Annotated in this window: 17 protein-coding genes; 13 read left to right on the top strand and 4 right to left on the bottom strand. The window is 60.1% G+C overall.

The features are described 5' to 3' along the window. The first annotated feature begins 203 nt into the window (after nucleotides 1-203). On the top strand, nucleotides 204-1,304 hold the full coding sequence (gene gbcB, locus H8F22_RS15520; protein WP_027926661.1) for a glycine-betaine demethylase subunit GbcB: 1,101 nt from the start codon (nucleotides 204-206) through the stop codon (nucleotides 1,302-1,304). Nucleotides 1,305-1,409: 105 nt separating this feature from the next. Here gbcB and H8F22_RS15515 read toward each other — a convergent pair whose 3' ends face one another. Continuing rightward, the gene (locus tag H8F22_RS15515) at nucleotides 1,410-2,234 is read right to left on the bottom strand and encodes an SDR family oxidoreductase (protein WP_027926662.1); all 825 of its coding nucleotides are present in this window, start codon (nucleotides 2,232-2,234) and stop codon (nucleotides 1,410-1,412) included. Nucleotides 2,235-2,498: 264 nt separating this feature from the next. Then, nucleotides 2,499-3,539, bottom strand: coding sequence for a threonine aldolase family protein (locus H8F22_RS15510; protein WP_194940428.1), 1,041 nt, complete (start codon nucleotides 3,537-3,539; stop codon nucleotides 2,499-2,501). Between the two features lie 133 nt (nucleotides 3,540-3,672). On the opposite strand from H8F22_RS15510, the gene H8F22_RS15505 reads away from it, so the two are divergent. From H8F22_RS15505 to fdhA, 8 genes are all read left to right on the top strand, one after another. Further along, nucleotides 3,673-4,383 carry a TraX family protein gene (locus H8F22_RS15505; protein WP_027926664.1) on the top strand — a complete coding sequence of 237 codons (711 nt, stop codon included), beginning with the start codon at nucleotides 3,673-3,675 and terminating at the stop codon, nucleotides 4,381-4,383. A 284-nt stretch (nucleotides 4,384-4,667) separates the two neighbouring features. Beyond that, the gene (gene glyA / locus H8F22_RS15500) at nucleotides 4,668-5,921 is read left to right on the top strand and encodes a serine hydroxymethyltransferase (protein WP_027926665.1); all 1,254 of its coding nucleotides are present in this window, start codon (nucleotides 4,668-4,670) and stop codon (nucleotides 5,919-5,921) included. Between the two features lie 23 nt (nucleotides 5,922-5,944). Then, nucleotides 5,945-7,195: a sarcosine oxidase subunit beta gene (locus tag H8F22_RS15495; RefSeq protein ID WP_007947735.1), complete on the top strand. Its 1,251-nt coding sequence runs from the start codon at nucleotides 5,945-5,947 to the stop codon at nucleotides 7,193-7,195. A 14-nt stretch (nucleotides 7,196-7,209) separates the two neighbouring features. Continuing rightward, the gene (locus tag H8F22_RS15490) at nucleotides 7,210-7,539 is read left to right on the top strand and encodes a sarcosine oxidase subunit delta (protein ID WP_007947734.1); all 330 of its coding nucleotides are present in this window, start codon (nucleotides 7,210-7,212) and stop codon (nucleotides 7,537-7,539) included. Continuing rightward, nucleotides 7,536-10,553, top strand: a complete 3,018-nt coding sequence (locus tag H8F22_RS15485) for a sarcosine oxidase subunit alpha (RefSeq protein WP_027926667.1) — start codon at nucleotides 7,536-7,538, stop codon at nucleotides 10,551-10,553. Before H8F22_RS15490 ends, H8F22_RS15485 begins: the two co-directional genes overlap by 4 nt. Before the next feature lie 128 nt (nucleotides 10,554-10,681). Next, complete coding sequence (locus tag H8F22_RS15480) at nucleotides 10,682-11,314, top strand: sarcosine oxidase subunit gamma (protein ID WP_027926668.1); 633 nt, start codon at nucleotides 10,682-10,684, stop codon at nucleotides 11,312-11,314. Between the two features lie 191 nt (nucleotides 11,315-11,505). Further along, the gene (purU, locus tag H8F22_RS15475) at nucleotides 11,506-12,363 is read left to right on the top strand and encodes a formyltetrahydrofolate deformylase (protein ID WP_027926669.1); all 858 of its coding nucleotides are present in this window, start codon (nucleotides 11,506-11,508) and stop codon (nucleotides 12,361-12,363) included. A gap of 207 nt (nucleotides 12,364-12,570) precedes the next feature. Further along, on the top strand, nucleotides 12,571-13,770 hold the full coding sequence (gene fdhA / locus H8F22_RS15470; protein WP_007947729.1) for a formaldehyde dehydrogenase, glutathione-independent: 1,200 nt from the start codon (nucleotides 12,571-12,573) through the stop codon (nucleotides 13,768-13,770). A 45-nt stretch (nucleotides 13,771-13,815) separates the two neighbouring features. Here fdhA and H8F22_RS15465 read toward each other — a convergent pair whose 3' ends face one another. Next, the gene (locus H8F22_RS15465; RefSeq protein ID WP_194940427.1) at nucleotides 13,816-14,199 is read right to left on the bottom strand and encodes a DUF3757 domain-containing protein; all 384 of its coding nucleotides are present in this window, start codon (nucleotides 14,197-14,199) and stop codon (nucleotides 13,816-13,818) included. Between the two features lie 461 nt (nucleotides 14,200-14,660). Here H8F22_RS15465 and H8F22_RS15460 point away from each other — a divergent pair, with 461 nt between their 5' ends. Then, nucleotides 14,661-15,215: a DUF2780 domain-containing protein gene (locus H8F22_RS15460; RefSeq protein ID WP_027926671.1), complete on the top strand. Its 555-nt coding sequence runs from the start codon at nucleotides 14,661-14,663 to the stop codon at nucleotides 15,213-15,215. Nucleotide 15,216: 1 nt separating this feature from the next. Here H8F22_RS15460 and H8F22_RS15455 read toward each other — a convergent pair whose 3' ends face one another. Further along, a complete protein-coding gene (locus H8F22_RS15455) occupies nucleotides 15,217-16,104 on the bottom strand; it encodes an acyltransferase (protein ID WP_027926672.1) in 888 nt (295 codons plus the stop codon). Between the two features lie 191 nt (nucleotides 16,105-16,295). Here H8F22_RS15455 and rloA2 point away from each other — a divergent pair, with 191 nt between their 5' ends. The 3 genes from rloA2 (at nucleotide 16,296) to creC (ending at nucleotide 18,975) form a co-directional block, all read left to right on the top strand. Then, nucleotides 16,296-16,802 (top strand): retropepsin-like aspartic peptidase RloA2, encoded by a 507-nt coding sequence (gene rloA2, locus H8F22_RS15450; protein ID WP_194940426.1) that lies wholly within the window; start codon nucleotides 16,296-16,298, stop codon nucleotides 16,800-16,802. A gap of 74 nt (nucleotides 16,803-16,876) precedes the next feature. After that, nucleotides 16,877-17,557 carry a two-component system response regulator CreB gene (gene creB, locus H8F22_RS15445; RefSeq protein WP_027926674.1) on the top strand — a complete coding sequence of 227 codons (681 nt, stop codon included), beginning with the start codon at nucleotides 16,877-16,879 and terminating at the stop codon, nucleotides 17,555-17,557. Continuing rightward, nucleotides 17,557-18,975 carry a two-component system sensor histidine kinase CreC gene (creC, locus tag H8F22_RS15440; protein ID WP_194940425.1) on the top strand — a complete coding sequence of 473 codons (1,419 nt, stop codon included), beginning with the start codon at nucleotides 17,557-17,559 and terminating at the stop codon, nucleotides 18,973-18,975. The genes creB and creC overlap by 1 nt, the downstream gene beginning before the upstream one ends. The last annotated feature ends 20 nt before the right edge of the window (nucleotides 18,976-18,995 follow it).

Raw genomic sequence — 18,995 nt, 5'->3', positions numbered from 1 at the left:
CTTGGTATGGGGCGAGTGTGGGGCCGGCGTTGCCCGGAACCTTATCTACGAGCGACATGGCCCACTCTGTTCCCGACGCGCAACCCCCGGTAGTTGGGGCTTGGTCGCGATAAGTATGTGAATGTCGCAGATAGGTAAATGGGTGGTTCGCACGTTACGCAGAATCGCCAACATAAGGCCGAGCATCGGCGGTGGAGAACAGCATGTCCAACAGCTTCCTGAATCCGGTAACGACCCAGACCTGGGCCAATGGTCGTCACATCGTCCGTTGCGTCAAAGTCATCCAGGAAACCTGGGATGTGCGCACCTTCTGCTTTATGGCTGACCAGCCGATCCTGTTCTTTTTCAAGCCGGGGCAGTTTGTCACCCTGGAGCTGGAAATCGACGGCGTGCCGATCATGCGCTCCTACACCATTTCCAGCTCGCCATCGGTGCCTTACAGCTTCTCGGTGACGATCAAGCGCGTGCCCGGCGGCAAGGTCTCGAACTGGCTGCACGACACTCTGCATGAAGGTCAGGAGCTGGCGGTGCATGGCCCGGTCGGGCTGTTCAACGCCATGGACTTCACCGCGCCGAAGGTGCTCTACCTCAGCGGTGGTGTCGGCATCACGCCGGTCATGTCCATGACGCGCTGGTTCTATGACACCAACGGCAACGTCGACATGGTGTTTATCCACAGCGCCCGCTCGCCCAAAGACATCATTTACCACCGCGAGCTGGAACACATGGCGTCGCGGATCGACAACTTCAGCCTGCACCTGATCTGCGAGAAGCATGGTCTTGGCGAACCGTGGGCCGGTTATCGCGGTTACCTGAACCACAAGATGCTCGAATTGATGGCGCCGGACTTCCTCGAACGCGAAGTCTTCTGCTGCGGCCCGACGCCCTACATGAATGCGGTGAAACGCATGCTCGAGACCGCCGGTTTCGACATGTCGCGTTACCACGAGGAATCGTTCGGTGCGACGCCACCGGAAGCCCGCGCAGACGCCGTGGAGCAAGCCGAGCAAGCAGCGGATGCACCGGAAATCGACGTGGCAGACCTGCATCAGGTGGAATTCACCGCCTCCGGCAAAAGCATTCGTGTGGCGCCGGGCGAAACGGTGCACGCGGCTGCGGCCAAGCTTGGGCTGTTGATACCGAAAGCGTGCGGGATGGGGATTTGCGGTACGTGCAAGGTGATGAAGCTGGGTGGCGAGGTCGAGATGGACCACAACGGCGGGATTACCGAGGAAGACGAAGCCGAAGGGTTCATCCTGTCGTGCTGCAGCGTGCCGAAGGGCGACGTGCGTATCGAGTTCTAAACCTGTGGGAGCGAGCTGGCTCGCGATAGCGTTGGATCAGTCAATATCAATGTTGAATGTTCCGGCGTCATCGCGAGCAAGCTCGCTCCCACAGTGGTTTGTGTTTCAGTCCACGAATAAGTCGGGCATCAGCTTGTCGTTGGTGCCGGGCTCAAAGCGGTAGTGATCGAATTCGGTCACGCCATGCTCCCGTAGAATCTCCTCATCAATCAGCAATCGCCCGGTGATGCTGCGACCGCTGCTGTCCAGAATGACGTGGGCGGCATCGGCCATGATTTCGGGCGTTCGCGCATGCTTGAACGATTCCCGTGAGCCAAGCTGAAACTCAATAGCGGCGGTGGCGATCATGGTCTGTGGCCACAGCGAATTGACGCTGATGCCGTAATTTTTGAATTCCTCGCTCATGCCAATCGTCAGCATGCTCATGCCGTATTTGGTCACGGTGTAGGGGCTGTACTGGGCAAACCATTGGGTCGCCAGGTTCAGCGGCGGCGACAGGTTGAGAATGTGCCCACCGGTTTTTTTCAGATAGGGCAGGGCAGCCTGGCTGCACAGCAACACGGCGCGGGTGTTGATCTGGTGCATCAGGTCGAAGCGCTTGAGTTCGATGTGTTGAACCCCGGTCAGCTTGATCGCCCCGGCGTTGTTGATCAGCGCATCGATGCCGCCGAAATGTTCGTTGGCCTGGGCGAGCGCGTTGCGCACGGCATCTTCGTCGCGCACATCCACCTGCAAGGCCAGCGCCTTGCCTCCCGCTGCCTCAACTTCCTGCGCCACGCTGAAAATCGTGCCCGGCAACTTCGGGTGCGGCTCGGCGCTTTTGGCCGCAATCACAATGTTGGCCCCATCCCGCGCAGCTCGCAGCGCGATCTCACGACCAATCCCACGGCTGGCACCGGTAATGAACAGGGTTTTGCCTTGTAAGGACATGCGTACGCTCCTGATTATTATTGTCTGAGCGGATAGAAATGGCTCGCCAATCAATGTAGACCAAGAGTTTCAGGGTGAGTGATCAGGGGAGGGGGAAAGGGGTTTTGTGGCGAGGGAGCTTGCTCCCGCTGGGCTGCGAAGCGGCCCCGAATACTGAGAATGCGGTCTGTCTGGCAGACCGCATTGGCTGGTTCTACGACGGCTGCGCCGCCGAGCGGGAGCAAGCTCCCTCGCCACAGGGGATCGGGTTGCTGTTTGAAGGAATCAGTGGGGCATGACTTCGCGGATGTCGGCGGCCAGTTCGCGTACGCGTTCTTCTTCGGTGTCCCACGAGCACATGAAGCGTGCGCCGCCGTTGCCGATGAAGGTGTAGAAGCGCCAGCCCTTGGCGGTCAGTGCGGCGATGGCCGGTTCCGAGAGTTGCAGGAACACGCCGTTGGCCTGCACCGGGAACATCAGTTCCACGCCCGGGATGTCGCTCACCAGTTCGGCCAGCAACTGTGCGCAGCGGTTGGCGTGGTGGGCGTATTTGAGCCAGGCGTCGTTTTCCAGAATCCCGACCCACGGGGCCGAGAGGAAGCGCATCTTCGAGGCCAGTTGACCGGCCTGTTTGCAGCGGTAGTCGAAGTCTTCAGCCAGTTTGTGGTTGAAGAACAGAATCGCCTCGCCGACCGCCATGCCGTTTTTCGTACCGCCGAAGCACAATACGTCTACGCCGGCCTTCCAGGTCAGGTCTGCCGGGGAGCAGCCGAGGAACGCACACGCATTGGAGAACCGCGCGCCGTCCATGTGCAGGTTCAGGCCCAGCTCTTTGCAGGTGGCGCTGATGGCGCGAATTTCTTCCGGGGTGTAGACGCTGCCGACTTCGGTGGCCTGGGTCAGGGTCACGACGCGCGGTTTCGGGTAGTGAATGTCCTGGCGCTTGAGAGCGACTTCGCGGATCGATTCCGGGGTCAGCTTGCCGTTTTCAGTGCGGGCGATCAGCAGTTTGGAGCCGTTGGAGAAGAATTCCGGTGCGCCGCATTCGTCGGTTTCGACGTGGGCGGTTTCCGAGCAGATCACGCTGTGGTAACTCTGGCACAGCGACGACAGGGCCAGCGAGTTGGCGGCGGTGCCGTTGAAGGCGAAGAACACTTCGCAGTCGGTTTCGAACAGTTTGCGGAAATCGTCGGACGCGCGAGCGGTCCATTCATCGTCGCCGTATGCGCGCTGGTGGCCGTGGTTGGCCTGTTCCATGGCCGCCCAGGCTTCAGGGCAGATACCGGAATAGTTGTCGCTGGCGAATTGTTGGCTCTTATCGGTCATGGCCCTGCTTTCCGTGGTCGAGACGCCTATGGTGAAGCGACTCGTGGTCAATGATGGTGCGCACTTTACCGAAGATCATCCGGGGAGCACACGCGATGCGTCTGACAGAAAAATACAAAGACGACGGGCAATTATGCACATGACTCAACGGGATGGGGCACTGGATCTGCTCAAGTGGCTGGCGCTATTGAGCATGGTGCTCGATCACCTGCGATATGTCGGTTATTCCGTCGATCTGCTGTATGTGCCGGGGCGGCTGGCGTTTCCGTGGTTCTGTCTGGCGATGGCGGTGAATGTTTCCCGTGCACGGGAAGTGCCCCATCAGTGGCGTTATCTGGGCTGGTTGCTGCTGTTCAGTGCCATCAGTGAGATCCCTTACAGGTTGTACATTCCTGATCCCGACACCTTGAACGTGTTGCCCACGTTGGCGCTTGGGCTGTTGGTCGCTCGGGGCTGGCAGCACCCGACGCTGCAATCGCGACTGTTGGCGGTCGCCGCTTTGACGCTGGCGGCAGTGTTCCCGGAGCGACTGATGTTTGGTTTCTTCGGGGTGTTGTTGCCGCTGGCGATGTTGCTGGTGATCCGGCGTCCCTGGTATTTCGCGCTGCTGCCGGGGCTGGTGTGCCTGGCGGCCAATGAATGGCGGGTGCTGATTCAAGCCGCGAAGCTGGGCAATAGTGCTGCGGTGCCAGGCATCGCCGCTTGTCTGATTGCGCCACTGTTGGGGACGCTGCTTTTGCGACATGCCAAAGGCATTCATCCACTGCCGATGCGGCGTTGGGCCTATGCCCTCTATCCGCTGCATTTTTTCCTGTTGCTACTCGTCCGCCAAATCGTCACCTGACCGCTGTGGGAGCAGGTTTGCTCGCGATATCGGTTTGTCATTCAACAGGGATATCGACTGACCCGCCGCCATCGCGAGCAAGCTCGCTCCCACAGGGATCTCTGGTGGTTCGGGGACCGTGTCCGGTCAGGCATTTCGGCTCATGTCGTAAACGCACCTTTGCGTGGCGTCCGTAGGCATTTGGCCTGTCTGCGCCGGTCATACCATCGCATCCAAAGGGCACTGTCGAAACACCAGTGCCTTACCGAGACGAATGGCGCATAGATGCCGCTGGGAGAGACGCGATGTTCAGCAAGCAAGACCAGATCCAGGGTTACGACGATGCACTGCTGGCGGCGATGAATGCCGAAGAGCAACGTCAGGAAGATCACATCGAGCTGATCGCGTCAGAGAACTACACCAGCAAACGCGTCATGGAAGCGCAAGGCAGTGGCCTGACCAACAAATACGCCGAAGGCTATCCGGGTAAGCGCTACTACGGTGGCTGCGAGCACGTCGACAAGGTTGAAGCCCTGGCCATCGAACGCGCCAAGCAACTGTTCGGTGCCGACTACGCCAACGTCCAGCCGCACTCCGGCTCTTCGGCCAACAGTGCTGTGTATCTGGCGCTGATCCAGCCAGGCGACACCATCCTCGGCATGAGCCTGGCCCACGGTGGTCACCTGACCCACGGCGCCAAAGTGTCGTCCTCGGGCAAGCTGTACAACGCCGTGCAGTACGGCATCGACACTAAAACCGGGTTGATCGATTACGACGAAGTCGAGCGCCTGGCCGTCGAATGCAAGCCAAAAATGATCGTTGCCGGCTTCTCGGCTTACTCCAAGACTCTGGACTTCCCACGTTTCCGTCAGATCGCCGACAAGGTCGGTGCGCTGCTGTTCGTCGACATGGCGCACGTTGCCGGTCTGGTGGCTGCTGGTCTGTACCCGAATCCGCTGCCGTACGCTGATGTGGTGACTACCACCACTCACAAGACCCTGCGCGGTCCACGTGGCGGCCTGATCCTGGCCAAGGCCAACGAAGAAATCGAGAAGAAGCTCAACGCGGCAGTGTTCCCGGGTGCCCAGGGCGGCCCGCTGATGCACGTGATCGCTGGTAAAGCGGTGTGCTTCAAGGAAGCGCTGGAGCCGAGCTTCAAGGCTTACCAACAACAAGTGATCGACAACGCCCAGGCCATGGCCGGCGTGTTTATCAAACGCGGCTACGATGTAGTGTCCGGCGGTACCGATAACCATCTGTTCCTGGTCAGCCTGATCCGTCAGGGCCTCACCGGCAAAGACGCGGATGCAGCACTCGGTCGCGCCCACATCACTGTGAACAAGAACGCTGTCCCGAATGATCCACAGTCGCCGTTCGTCACCTCCGGCCTGCGCATCGGCACCCCGGCGGTGACCACGCGCGGCTTCAAGGTGACCCAGTGCGTCACGTTGGCCGGCTGGATCTGCGACATCCTCGACAACCTCGGCGATGCCGATGTCGAGGCCAATGTTGCGCAGCAAGTATCGGCCCTGTGCGCGGACTTCCCGGTTTATCGCTGAGCGCGGTTTTGGAGTAAATGACTATGCAACGCTACTCGGGCTTCGGCCTCTTCAAACACTCCCTCAGCCATCACGAAAACTGGCAGAAAATGTGGCGCACGCCGACCCCGAAAAAGGTCTATGACGTAGTCATCGTCGGCGGTGGCGGGCATGGTCTGGCGACCGCCTACTACCTCGCCAAGGAACACGGCATCACCAACGTGGCCGTGGTCGAGAAAGGCTGGCTGGGCGGCGGTAACACCGCGCGCAACACCACCATCGTTCGCTCCAACTACCTGTGGGACGAGTCGGCGCACCTGTACGAACACGCGATGAAACTGTGGGAAGGCCTGTCCCAGGACCTGAACTACAACGTGATGTTCTCCCAGCGCGGCGTTTACAACCTGTGCCACACCCTGCAGGACATTCGTGATTCCGAGCGTCGGGTCAGTGCCAACCGCCTCAACGGCGTGGACGGTGAACTGCTCGATGCCAAACAAGTAGCCGACGAGATTCCGTACCTCGACTGCTCGAAAAACACCCGCTACCCGGTGATGGGCGCGACCGTCCAGCGTCGCGGCGGCGTGGCCCGTCACGATGCCGTGGCCTGGGGCTTTGCCCGTGCCGCCGACGCCTTGGGCGTGGACCTGATCCAGCAGACCGAAGTGATCGGTTTCCGCAAGGAAAACGGCGTGTGCATCGGTGTTGAAACCAACAAGGGCTTCATCGGCGCCAAGCGCGTCGGTGTGGTCACTGCCGGTAACTCCGGGCACATGGCCAAACTCGCCGGTTTCCGTCTGCCGATCGAATCGCACCCGCTGCAAGCGCTGGTGTCCGAGCCGATCAAGCCGATTATCGACAGCGTGATCATGTCCAACGCCGTACACGGTTACATCAGTCAGTCCGACAAGGGCGACCTGGTGATCGGCGCCGGTATCGACGGCTACAACGGCTACGGCCAGCGCGGTTCGTACCCGGTGATCGAACACACCATCCAGGCCATCGTCGAGATGTTCCCGGTGTTGTCGCGCGTCCGCATGAACCGGCAGTGGGGCGGCATCGTCGACACCACGCCGGATGCCTGCCCGATCATTTCGAAAACGCCGGTACCGAACATGTTCTTCAACTGCGGTTGGGGTACCGGTGGCTTCAAGGCGACACCTGGCTCGGGCAACGTGTTTGCCGCGAGTCTGGCCAAGGGTGAAATGCACCCATTGGCTGCACCTTTCTCCATCGACCGTTTCCACAACGGTGCGTTGATCGATGAACACGGCGCTGCTGCGGTTGCCCACTAACAGGAGAAATCCCCATGTTGCATATCTTCTGTCCTCACTGCGGCGAACTGCGCTCCGAAGAGGAATTCCATGCATCCGGCCAGGCGCACATCCCGCGCCCACTGGACCCGACCACCTGCACCGACGAGGAGTGGGGCGACTACATGTTCTTCCGCGATAACCCTCGCGGCCTGCACCACGAGTTGTGGGACCACGTTGCCGGTTGCCGTCAGTACTTCAACGTCACCCGCGACACCGTGACCTACGAGATTCTCGAGACCTACAAGATCGGCACCAAGCCGCAGTTCACCGACAAGACTGAAAGTCCGAAAGCGGCCGCGCAGGCTCTGGGAGCTAAGGTATGAGCCAGATCAATCGCCTGTCCAACGGTGGACGGATCGACCGCAACAAAGTGCTGAACTTCACCTTCAACGGCCAGAGCTACAAAGGCTTTGAAGGCGACTCGCTGGCCGCTGCACTGCTGGCCAACGGCGTCGACATCATCGGTCGCAGCTTCAAGTATTCCCGTCCGCGCGGCATCTTCGCGGCGGGCGCTGAAGAGCCAAACGCCGTGCTGCAGATCGGCGCGACTGAAGCCACGCAGATTCCAAACGTACGCGCCACGCAACAAGCGCTGTATCAAGGCCTGGTCGCCACCAGCACCAACGGCTGGCCAAGCGTGAACAACGACATGATGGGGATTCTCGGCAAGGTCGGCGGCAAGCTGATGCCACCGGGCTTCTACTACAAAACCTTCATGTACCCGCAATCGTTCTGGATGACTTACGAGAAGTACATTCGTAAAGCCGCCGGTCTTGGCCGCTCGCCAACCGAGAACGATCCGGACACCTACGACTACATGAACCAGCACTGCGACGTGCTGATCGTCGGCGCTGGCCCTGCTGGCCTGGCGGCTGCACTGGCTGCTGCGCGCAGCGGTGCCCGAGTGATTCTCGCCGATGAGCAGGAAGAGTTCGGCGGCAGCCTGCTCGACTCCCGCGAAAGCCTCGACGGCAAGCCTGCTGCCGAATGGATCGCCAGCGTCATCGCCGAACTGAAAGACACCCCGGACGTGCTGCTGTTGCCGCGCGCCACGGTCAACGGTTACCACGACCACAACTTCCTGACCATCCACGAGCGCCTGACCGATCACCTCGGCGACCGTGCTCCGATTGGCCAGGTGCGTCAGCGCATCCACCGCGTTCGCGCCAAACGTGTCGTGCTGGCGACCGGCGCTCACGAGCGTCCGCTGGTCTACGGCAACAACGACGTGCCGGGCAACATGCTTGCTGGTGCTGTGTCGACTTACGTGCGCCGCTACGGCGTGGCACCGGGCAAAAAACTGGTGCTGTCGACCAACAACGATCACGCCTACCGCGTTGCTCTGGACTGGCTCGACGCCAGCCTGCAAGTCGTCGCTATCGCCGACGCCCGCAGCAATCCTCGTGGCGCTTTGGTTGAAGAAGCACGTGCCAAAGGCATCCGCATCCTGACCGGCAGCGCCGTGATCGAAGCCCGTGGCAGCAAGCACGTGACGGCGGCTCGTGTGGCGGCGATTGATGTCAAAGCACACGCCGTGACCAGTCCTGGCGAGTGGCTCGAATGCGACTTGGTTGCCAGCTCCGGTGGTTACAGCCCGGTGGTTCACTTGGCGTCGCACTTGGGTGGCAAGCCGATCTGGCGCGAAGACATCCTCGGTTTCGTACCGGGCGAAGCACCGCAAAAACGCGTGTGCGTCGGTGGTATCAACGGTGTCTACGGCCTCGGCGATTCCCTGGCCGACGGTTTTGAAGGGGGCGCTCGCGCCGCTGCCGAAGCCGGGTTCCAAACGGTCGAAGGCGTACTGCCAAAAGCCTTGAGCCGTCTGGAAGAGCCAACGCTGGCGCTGTTCCAGGTGCCCCACGAAAAAGCCACCGCACGGGCGCCGAAGCAATTCGTCGACCTGCAAAACGACGTCACCGCTGCCGCCATCGAACTGGCGACCCGCGAAGGCTTCGAGTCGGTCGAGCACGTCAAACGCTACACCGCACTGGGCTTCGGTACCGACCAGGGCAAGCTCGGCAACGTCAACGGCCTGGCCATCGCTGCCCGTTCGCTGAACGTGACCATCCCGCAGATGGGCACCACCATGTTCCGCCCGAACTACACGCCGGTGACGTTCGGCGCCGTGGCCGGTCGTCACTGTGGGCACATCTTCGAGCCGGTCCGTCACACCGCACTGCATCACTGGCACGTGAAAAACGGCGCTGAGTTTGAAGATGTCGGTCAGTGGAAACGTCCGTGGTACTTCCCGAAAAGCGGTGAAGACATTCATGCCGCGGTGAAACGCGAATGCAAAGCCGTGCGCGACAGTGTTGGTCTGCTGGATGCGTCGACCCTGGGCAAGATCGATATCCAGGGCCCGGATTGCCGTGAGTTCCTCAACCGCATCTACACCAACGCCTGGACCAAGCTCGACGTAGGCAAGGCGCGCTACGGCCTGATGTGCAAAGAAGACGGCATGGTCTTCGACGACGGCGTCACCGCTTGCCTCGCCGACAACCATTTCGTGATGACCACCACCACCGGCGGCGCTGCACGCGTGCTGCAATGGCTGGAAATCTACCACCAGACCGAATGGCCGGAGCTGAAGGTGTACTTCACCTCCGTGACAGATCACTGGGCAACCATGACCCTGTCCGGGCCGAACAGCCGCAAGCTGCTCAGCCACGTCACCGACATCGACCTGAGCAACGAAGCCTTCCCGTTCATGACCTGGAAAGAAGGTCTGGTCGGTGGTGTGCCGGCGCGGGTGTTCCGGATTTCGTTTACCGGTGAGCTGTCGTACGAAGTCAACGTGCAAGCCGACTACGCCATGGGCGTGCTCGAGAAAATCGTCGAGGCCGGCAAGCCATACAACCTGACGCCGTACGGCACCGAGACCATGCACATTCTGCGGGCCGAGAAGGGTTTCATCATTGTCGGCCAGGACACTGACGGCTCGATGACGCCGGATGACTTGAACATGGGCTGGTGCGTCGGTCGCACCAAACCGTTCTCGTGGATCGGTCAGCGTGGCATGAACCGCGAAGACTGCGTGCGTGATCAACGCAAGCAACTGGTGGGCCTGAAGCCGATCGATCCGACCAAATGGCTGCCGGAAGGTGCGCAACTGGTGTTCAACACCAAGCAAGCGATCCCGATGACCATGGTTGGCCACGTGACCTCCAGCTACTTGCACAACTCCCTGGGCTATTCATTTGCCATGGGCGTGGTGAAAGGCGGGTTGAAGCGTATCGGTGAGCGTGTGTTCGCACCGCTGGCGGATGGCAGCGTGATCGAGGCGGAAATTGTTTCTTCGGTGTTCTTCGATCCTAAGGGTGATCGCCAGAACATCTGACACCACAGAACCTGTGGGAGCGTGGCTTGCCCGCGATGAACGATAACGCGGTGCCTCAGGCAGACCGAGTTGCTCCCATCGCGGGCAAGCCCGCTCCCACAGGGAAACGAATTCAGGAAAGGTGCTTTATGACCGCAGCCAATGTTTACCAACAACGCCCAACCACCGGCGCCAAGGCCGAGTCGTCGCTGCATCATGCCGACCTCGCCAGCCTGGCGGGCAAGGGCCGCAAAAACGCCGGCGTGACCGTGCGTGAGAAGAAACTCCTCGGCCACCTGACCATCCGTGGCGATGGCCACGATGCTGCGTTTGCCGCCGGCGTACACAAGGCGCTTGGCATCGAATTGCCGGGTGCGCTGACCGTCGTCATCAAAGGCGAAACCAGCCTGCAATGGATGGGGCCGGATGAGTGGCTGCTGATCGTGCCGACCGGTGAAGAATTTGCCGCCGAGCAAAAACTGCGTGAAGCGCTGGGCGACCTGCACATCGCAATCACCAACGTCAGCGGCGGCCAGCAGATCCTCGAACTGAGCGGCCCGAACGTGCGCCAGGTGCTGATGAAATCCACCAGCTACGACGTGCACCCCAACAGCTTCCCGGTGGGCAAGGCCGTGGGCACGGTGTTCGCCAAGTCGCAACTGGTGATTCGCCATACCGCTGAAGACACTTGGGAACTGCTGATCCGCCGCAGCTTCTCGGATTACTGGTGGTTGTGGTTGCAGGATGCGGCCGCTGAATACGGCCTGAGCGTCCAGGCTTAATGATCGTTCCCCTGTGGCGAGGGAGCTTGCTCCCGCTCGGCTGCGCAGCAGTCGTAAAACCTGAGCCCGCATTCCTCCTGAGTGAATGCGGTCGCTGATTTTGGGGTCGCTTCGCAACCCAGCGGGAGCAAGCTCCCTCGCCACAGGTCTTCGCAGCCGTGTAGGTATTTTCGAACAGGAGTCACCGCACTATGAGCCGCGCCCCAGACACATGGATTCTGACCGCCGACTGCCCCAGCGTCCTCGGCACCGTGGACGCGGTGACCCGCTTTCTGTTCGAGCAGGGCTGCTACGTCACCGAGCACCACTCCTTCGATGACCGGCTCTCGGGCCGCTTCTTCATTCGCGTGGAATTCCGTCAGCCCGAAGGCTTCGACGAGCAAGCCTTCCGCGCCGGACTGGAAGAACGTGGCAAAGCCTTCGGCATGGTCTTCGAACTGACACCACCGAACTACCGGCCAAAAGTGGTGATCATGGTCTCCAAGGCCGATCACTGCCTCAACGACTTGCTCTATCGCCAGCGCATCGGCCAGTTGTCGATGGACGTGGCCGCCGTGGTTTCCAACCACCCCGACCTCAAGCCGCTGGCCGACTGGCACCAGATTCCGTACTACCACTTCCCGCTGGACCCCAACGACAAGCCGTCGCAGGAGCGTCAGGTATGGCAGGTGATCGAAGAGTCCGGCGCCGAACTGGTGATTCTTGCGCGCTACATGCAAGTCCTGTCGCCAGAGCTGTGCCGCAAACTCGACGGCAAGGCGATCAACATCCATCACTCCCTGCTGCCCGGTTTCAAGGGCGCCAAGCCGTATCACCAGGCCTACAACAAGGGCGTGAAACTGGTTGGCGCGACGGCGCATTACATCAACAACGACCTGGACGAGGGGCCGATCATTGCCCAGGGCGTGGAGGCGGTGGACCACAGTCATTACCCGGAAGACCTGATCGCCAAGGGGCGGGATATCGAAGGGCTGACCCTGGCGCGGGCGGTGGGTTATCACATTGAACGACGAGTATTTTTGAACGCCAATCGCACCGTCGTTCTCTAGATTGCTATCGCGAGCAAGCTCGCTCCCACAGGGTTTTGTGTCGTTCACAAGTCTTGTGGTCAAGCGCTGCCACTGTGGGAGCGGGCTTGCCCGCGATGAGGCCCCAACAGACAAAGCAAAGACACACAGGCAATAACCCGAGCAATCAACGCGCCGCCGCTCCATGGCGACGCGACCGCTACATAAAAACAACAGCGAGGTGAAAGCATGTCTGGCAATCGTGGTGTGGTGTATCTCGGCAATGGCAAAGTCGAAATACAGAAAATCGACTATCCGAAAATGCAGGACCCGCGCGGCAGGAAGATTAATCACGCTGTCATCCTGCGTGTGGTTTCCACCAACATCTGTGGTTCCGACCAGCACATGGTGCGCGGCCGTACCACCGCTCAGACCGGTCTGGTGCTCGGCCACGAGATCACCGGCGAAGTCATCGAGAAGGGCAGCGACGTCGAAAACCTGCAAATCGGCGATCTGGTGTCCGTACCGTTCAACGTCGCTTGCGGGCGCTGCCGTTCCTGCAAAGAGATGCACACCGGTGTCTGCCTCAGCGTCAACCCGGCCCGTCCGGGCGGTGCTTATGGTTATGTCGATATGGGCGACTGGACCGGCGGCCAGGCCGAATACGCGATGGTGCCGTACGCCGACTTCAACCTGCTGAAACTGCCGGATCGCGATCGCGCGATGGAAAAAATCCGCGACCTGACCTGCCTCTCCGACATCCTGCCCACCGGTTACCACGGCGCCGTGACGGCGGGTGTTGGCCCAGGCAGCACCGTGTACATCGCGGGTGCCGGTCCGGTCGGTCTGGCAGCCGCCGCTTCCGCTCGCCTGTTGGGCGCGGCAGTGGTGATCATCGGTGACGTCAACACCGTTCGCCTGGCCCACGCCAAGGCGCAAGGTTTCGAAATCGCCGATCTGTCCCTGGACACGCCGCTGCACGAACAAATCGCTGCGCTGCTGGGCGAGCCGGAAGTGGATTGCGCTGTCGACGCCGTAGGCTTCGAAGCGCGCGGTCACGGCCATGACGGCGTGAAACACGAGGCCCCTGCCACCGTGCTCAATTCGCTGATGGGGGTGGTTCGTGTCGCCGGTAAAATCGGTATTCCAGGCCTCTATGTGACTGAAGACCCGGGTGCTGTAGATGCCGCCGCGAAAATGGGCAGCCTGAGCATTCGCTTTGGTCTGGGCTGGGCCAAATCCCACAGCTTCCACACCGGCCAGACGCCGGTGATGAAGTACAACCGCCAACTGATGCAGGCGATCATGTGGGACCGCATTCACATTGCCGACATCGTTGGCGTGGAAGTCATCAGCCTGGATGACGCGCCACGTGGTTACGGCGAGTTCGATGCGGGCGTGCCGAAGAAGTTTGTGATCGATCCGCACAAACTGTTCAGCGCGGCGTAAGCGTTACGCAAGACGGGAGAAGGGCGACAGAGATGTCGCCCTTTTTTATTTATTGCTGCTGTTGAATGAGCACTCGCTGATGGACTTCGTGCAGTGATTTGATTTGTCCCAAACTCCAGGTGCTGGCTTCCAATCTTTCACATTATCGAGAACCATCGCTATTTTCCCGTAGCGACAGCTCATTTGACTGACGGTTATGGGGAGGCCGTCCTCGCCTTCGTCTTCGGTGATGTAGGCCGCGCTTTCGAAGCTGAAAGAGGGGGCTTCGGTCTGCCAGTACTCACCTTTCCAGATCCGGCCCGACTTGTCTTTTGCGGTAAAAACGTTGTCTGCCTGTTTGAAAGTTGATGGATCAGGACAGGTGTCTGCGTAGGCGAAGTTGCTGATGGTCAGAATCGCAAAGGTGCTTGAAATAATAGTTGTGCGCAAAACGCTCTCCTTGTGTGTTTAATGTCCATGCGGCACACAAGTAATGTTGAGTGCTGTGGAGTTGTGAAGTTATAGGCAGGTAGCTAAGTGCCGACTGTCAGAGCTAACTCAAGTTAATTGGGTTTTTTGCGTCTAACTATTTGAATGTTTGTCGCGTAGTACCGGCCGTTATCACCTGGGACGATGTCATACGTTACGGTATCCCCTGCAACTGGGAGATTAAGTTGTGCGATGGTGGTTGGCTACTGTCAGATCTAACAGTTTTTTATGAAGGTTCGGCGTAATAAATAACCTTTTTATAATTTGAGACAGACATTGATGTTTTCATTGCTACTGGTCTTGCTTAGTTACAGCGAAAAAAATGGCAACGCCAGCAGGAACAACACCGCCAAAACCCCGGTCAAACCGGCAGTTTTCCCGTCCGCTCACAGGCGGTTTTCATGGCACAAGAGGATGTCTGGATGAAGATTTCACGCGGTTTTGCACTGGCTTCGCTGATGACCCTTGCGGCCAGCCCGGTCTTCGCAGGCTTCAGCCTGGACGACGTGACTAAAGCGGCCTCAAGCATGCAGGGCGGTAATACAGCCGCCGCCGCGGCGCCGACTTCAGAAACGGCCGGTTTGTTGAGCGCGCTCAGCCAATTGAACGTGACACCACAACAGGCCGTCGGCGGGACTGGGGCGATGCTGGGGCTGGCGAAGAATCAGTTGAGCTCGACCGATTACTCGGAACTGGCCAAAAGCGTTCCGGGCATCGACAAGTTGTCCGGCGGCGGTGAGCTGGGCGCGCTGGCCGGCCTGCTTGGGTCTTCCGGCAAGGCGGCCGGTCTGGACAATGCCTTGGGTGCCGTGAAGAACACCAATGATCTGAACAACGCTTTTAGCGAGTTGGGCATGGACAGCGGCATGATCGGCCAGTTTGCCCCGGTGCTGTTGCAATACCTCGGTCAGCAGGGCGTTGGTGGCTCGTTGCTGGAAAGCCTGGGCGGGATCTGGGGCGCTGGCACCGGCAGTTGATTCAACGGCGCTCGGCGCGCAATGCGTCGATACGCTGGTCTTTTTCGATCCAGAGCTGGTTGACCCAGTTCTGGATTTTTTCGCGAAACAGCGGATCGTTTTCGTAATCGCCTTGCCACAGCGCGGGGTCTAGTTCGCGGGTCTTGATGTCGATGATGACCCTCGGCACATTACCGCTGATCAAATCCCAGAACCCCGGAATCGCCTGTTGCGGATACACCACCGTCACATCGAGCACGGCATCCAGCTGTTCGCCCAATGCCGCCAGCACAAACGCCACGCCGCCTGCCTTGGGCCGAAGCAGGTGAGTGAAGGGTGATTGCTGCTGGGCGCTTTTCGCGGCGGTGTAGCGAGTGCCTTCGAGGTAGTTGACCACCGTCACCGGCTGACGCTTGAACAGCTCGCACGCCGCTTTGGTGATCTCCAGATCCTTGCCGGCCAACTCCGGGTGCCTGGCCAGGTAGGCCTTGGTGTAACGCTTCATGAACGGGTAATCCAGCGCCCACCATGCCAACCCCAGGAACGGCACCCAGATCAGCTCTTTCTTGAGGAAGAACTTGAAGAACGGCGTGCGCCGGTTGAGGGTCTGGATCAACGCCGGGATATCAACCCAGGATTGATGGTTGCTGATCACCAGGTAAGACGTGTCGACGCGCAGGCCTTCGCCGCCGCGGATGTCCCAGCGGGTCGGGATGCATAGACGGAAGATCAGTTTGTCGATCTCGGCCCAGGTCTCGGCGATCCACATCACGGCCCATGAGGCGTAGTCGCGATAGCGACCGGGCAGGACCAGTTTGAGCAGGGCAAATACCATCAGCGGCCCGATCAGGACCAGGGTGTTGAGCAACAGCAGCAGGGTGACGAAACAGCCGGTGAGCAGGCGGCGCATAAGTAACTCTTGGGATCATGTGGGCGCGCCATGATAAGCAGCTTCGGGCGGGAGGCCAAATCGGGGGTGACGAATGTTTCACCTTTGGGGCGTTAATCTTGCGACACGCTCGCTCCCACGCAGAGCGTGGGAACGATCTACTCGACAACGGTCTAAAATCCCGCTGCCCACTCCTTATGGATGCCCATTACGTGAAATCGATCCTCGCACTGCTTTCCCTGATGGCCCTGCCAGTCCTGGCCGCCGAGCCGACCCTGTACGGGCGTTACGAATACATCGCACTGCCGGAAATCGGCGGCGAAGTGCTCAAGGCCAAGATGGACACCGGTGCCCTGACCGCGTCGCTGTCGGCCAAGGACATCGAAACCTTCACCCGCGACGGCGAAGACTGGGTACGTTTTCGCCTTGCCACCAAGGACGCCAGCAACAAGGTCTACGAACACAAGGTCGCGCGGATCAGCAAGATCAAGACCCGTTCCGAAGAAGAGGACGATGACAAGGAGGCGACCGAGCCCACCAAGCGTCCGGTGGTCGATCTGGAGCTGTGCCTGGGCAACGTCAAGCGCACCGTCGAGGTCAACCTGACCGACCGCAGCAGCTTCAACTACCCTTTGCTGATCGGCGCCAAAGCCTTGCGTGAATTCGGCGCGGCGGTGAACCCGGCACGCCGTTTTACCGCCGACAAACCCGATTGCTGAATTCAAGTGGTCTCATTGACGTGACGTGAGCCTTGGGGCACCGTTCGCCCACTTCATAACCGGGCCAGGACGCCATGCCTCATATCTTGATTGTCGAAGACGAAGCGGCGATTGCCGACACCCTGGTTTTCGCGTTACAGGGTGAAGGCTTCACCACGACCTGGCTGAGCCTGGGCGCGGCAGCGCTGGATCATCAGCGTGCCATGCCAGCCGATTTGATCATTCTCGACATTGGTTTGCCCGACATCAGCGGCTTCGAGACCTGCAAGCAATTGCGCCGTTTCAGCGAAGTGCCGGTGATTTTTCTCAGTGCCCGCGATGCCGAAATCGATCGTGTGGTCGGCCTGGAAATCGGTGCCGACGATTACGTGGTCAAGCCGTTCAGCCCGCGGGAAGTCGCCGCGCGGGTCCGGGCCATTCTCAAACGCATGGCGCCAAGGACGGTGGCCGAATCCTCATCGGCGTTGTTTCGGATCGACAACGAACGGGTGCAAATCAATTATCGCGGTCAGCCGCTGAGCCTGACCCGTCACGAATTCCGCCTGCTGCAATGCCTGCTGGAACAACCCGAGCGGGTGTTCAGTCGCGAGCAATTGCTGGATGCGCTGGGCATCGCCGCCGATGCCGGTTACGAGCGCAGCATCGACAGCCACATCAAGAGCGTGCGCGCCAAATTGCGTCTGGTACGGGCAGACGCGGAGCCGATCCAGACCCATCGCGGCCTCGGCTACAGCTACAGCCCGGGGCACAGCTGATGCCGCTGGGGATCCGGATTTTTCTGGTCTATGTGTTGTTCATCGGCCTGACCGGTTACTTCGTGCTCAACACCGTGATGGAAGAAATCCGCCCCGGTGTGCGCCAGTCCACCGAAGAAACCCTGGTCGACACGGCCAACCTGATGGCCGAAATCCTGCGCGACGACTTCAAGGCCGGGACCCTCAACCAGAATCGCTGGCCCGAGTTGCTCAAGGCCTACGGCGAGCGGCAACCGAAAGCCAGCATCTGGGGCTTGTCGAAGAATCAGGTCAATCACCGCATCTACGTCACCGACGCCAAAGGCATCGTGGTGCTGGACTCCAGCGGGGCGGCGGTGGGGCAGGATTACTCGCGCTGGAATGACGTTTACCTGACCCTGCGCGGCGAATACGGCGCTCGCTCCACGCGTAGCGACCCGAACGACGCCCACTCTTCGGTGATGCACGTCGGTGCACCGATCCGCGACAACGGCCAGATCATCGGCGTGGTCACCGTGGCCAAGCCCAACAGCTCGTTGCAGCCTTACGTCGATCGCACCGAACGAAGATTGCTGGCCTATGGCGCCGGGTTGATCGGTCTTGGTCTGTTGTTCGGAGCGTTGTTGTCATGGTGGTTGAGCGCGGCACTGCGCCGGTTGACCGCGTATGCGCAAGCGGTGAGTGACGGCCGTCGGGTCGAGGTGCCGCATTATCGCGGCGGTGAGCTGGAGCAACTGGCGACAGCGGTGGAGCACATGCGCACGCAGCTCGAAGGCAAGGCCTACGTCGAGCGTTATGTGCACACGCTGACCCATGAGTTGAAGAGCCCGTTGGCGGCGATTCGCGGGGCGGCGGAATTGCTGCAAGGCGAGATGCCGTTGGCGCAGCAGCAGCGGTTCGTCAGCAATATCGATAGCGAAAGTGTGCGGATGCAGCAGTTGATTGAGCGGCTGCTGAACCTGGCTCAAGTCGAACAGCGGCAAGGTCTGGAGGAACGGGTAGCGGTGCCGTTGGCCGGGTTGGTGGATGAAGTGTTGAAGGCTCAGGCGGCTCGGATCGAGGGTAAGCAGTTGCGTGTGGAGCAACGGATTTCGGCGGACCTGACGCTAACCGGTGAGCCGTTTCTGTTGCGTCAGGCGTTGGGGAATTTGTTGGAGAATGCGCTGGATTTCACCCCGGTTCAGGGTGTGCTGCGTTTTAGCGCCGAGCGAATTGGGGAGCAGATTGAGTTCAGGCTGTTTAACCAGGCGGAGGCGATTCCTGACTATGCCTTGCCGCGTCTGAGCGAGCGGTTTTACTCATTGCCGCGTCCGGACAGTGGTCGCAAAAGCACTGGGCTGGGGCTTAATTTTGTCGAAGAAGTGGTCCAGTTGCATGGCGGGACATTGAGCATTGGCAATGTCGAAGGTGGTGTTGAGGTCAGGTTGCGCCTGGTTTAGGACCGAGTCGTTGCCATCGC

This window comes from Pseudomonas mucoides (assembly GCF_015461845.1).
GTDB lineage: Bacteria > Pseudomonadota > Gammaproteobacteria > Pseudomonadales > Pseudomonadaceae > Aquipseudomonas > Aquipseudomonas mucoides.
Note: the sequence above shows the minus strand (reverse complement) of the source record. Positions and strands in the feature narration are given on the sequence as shown.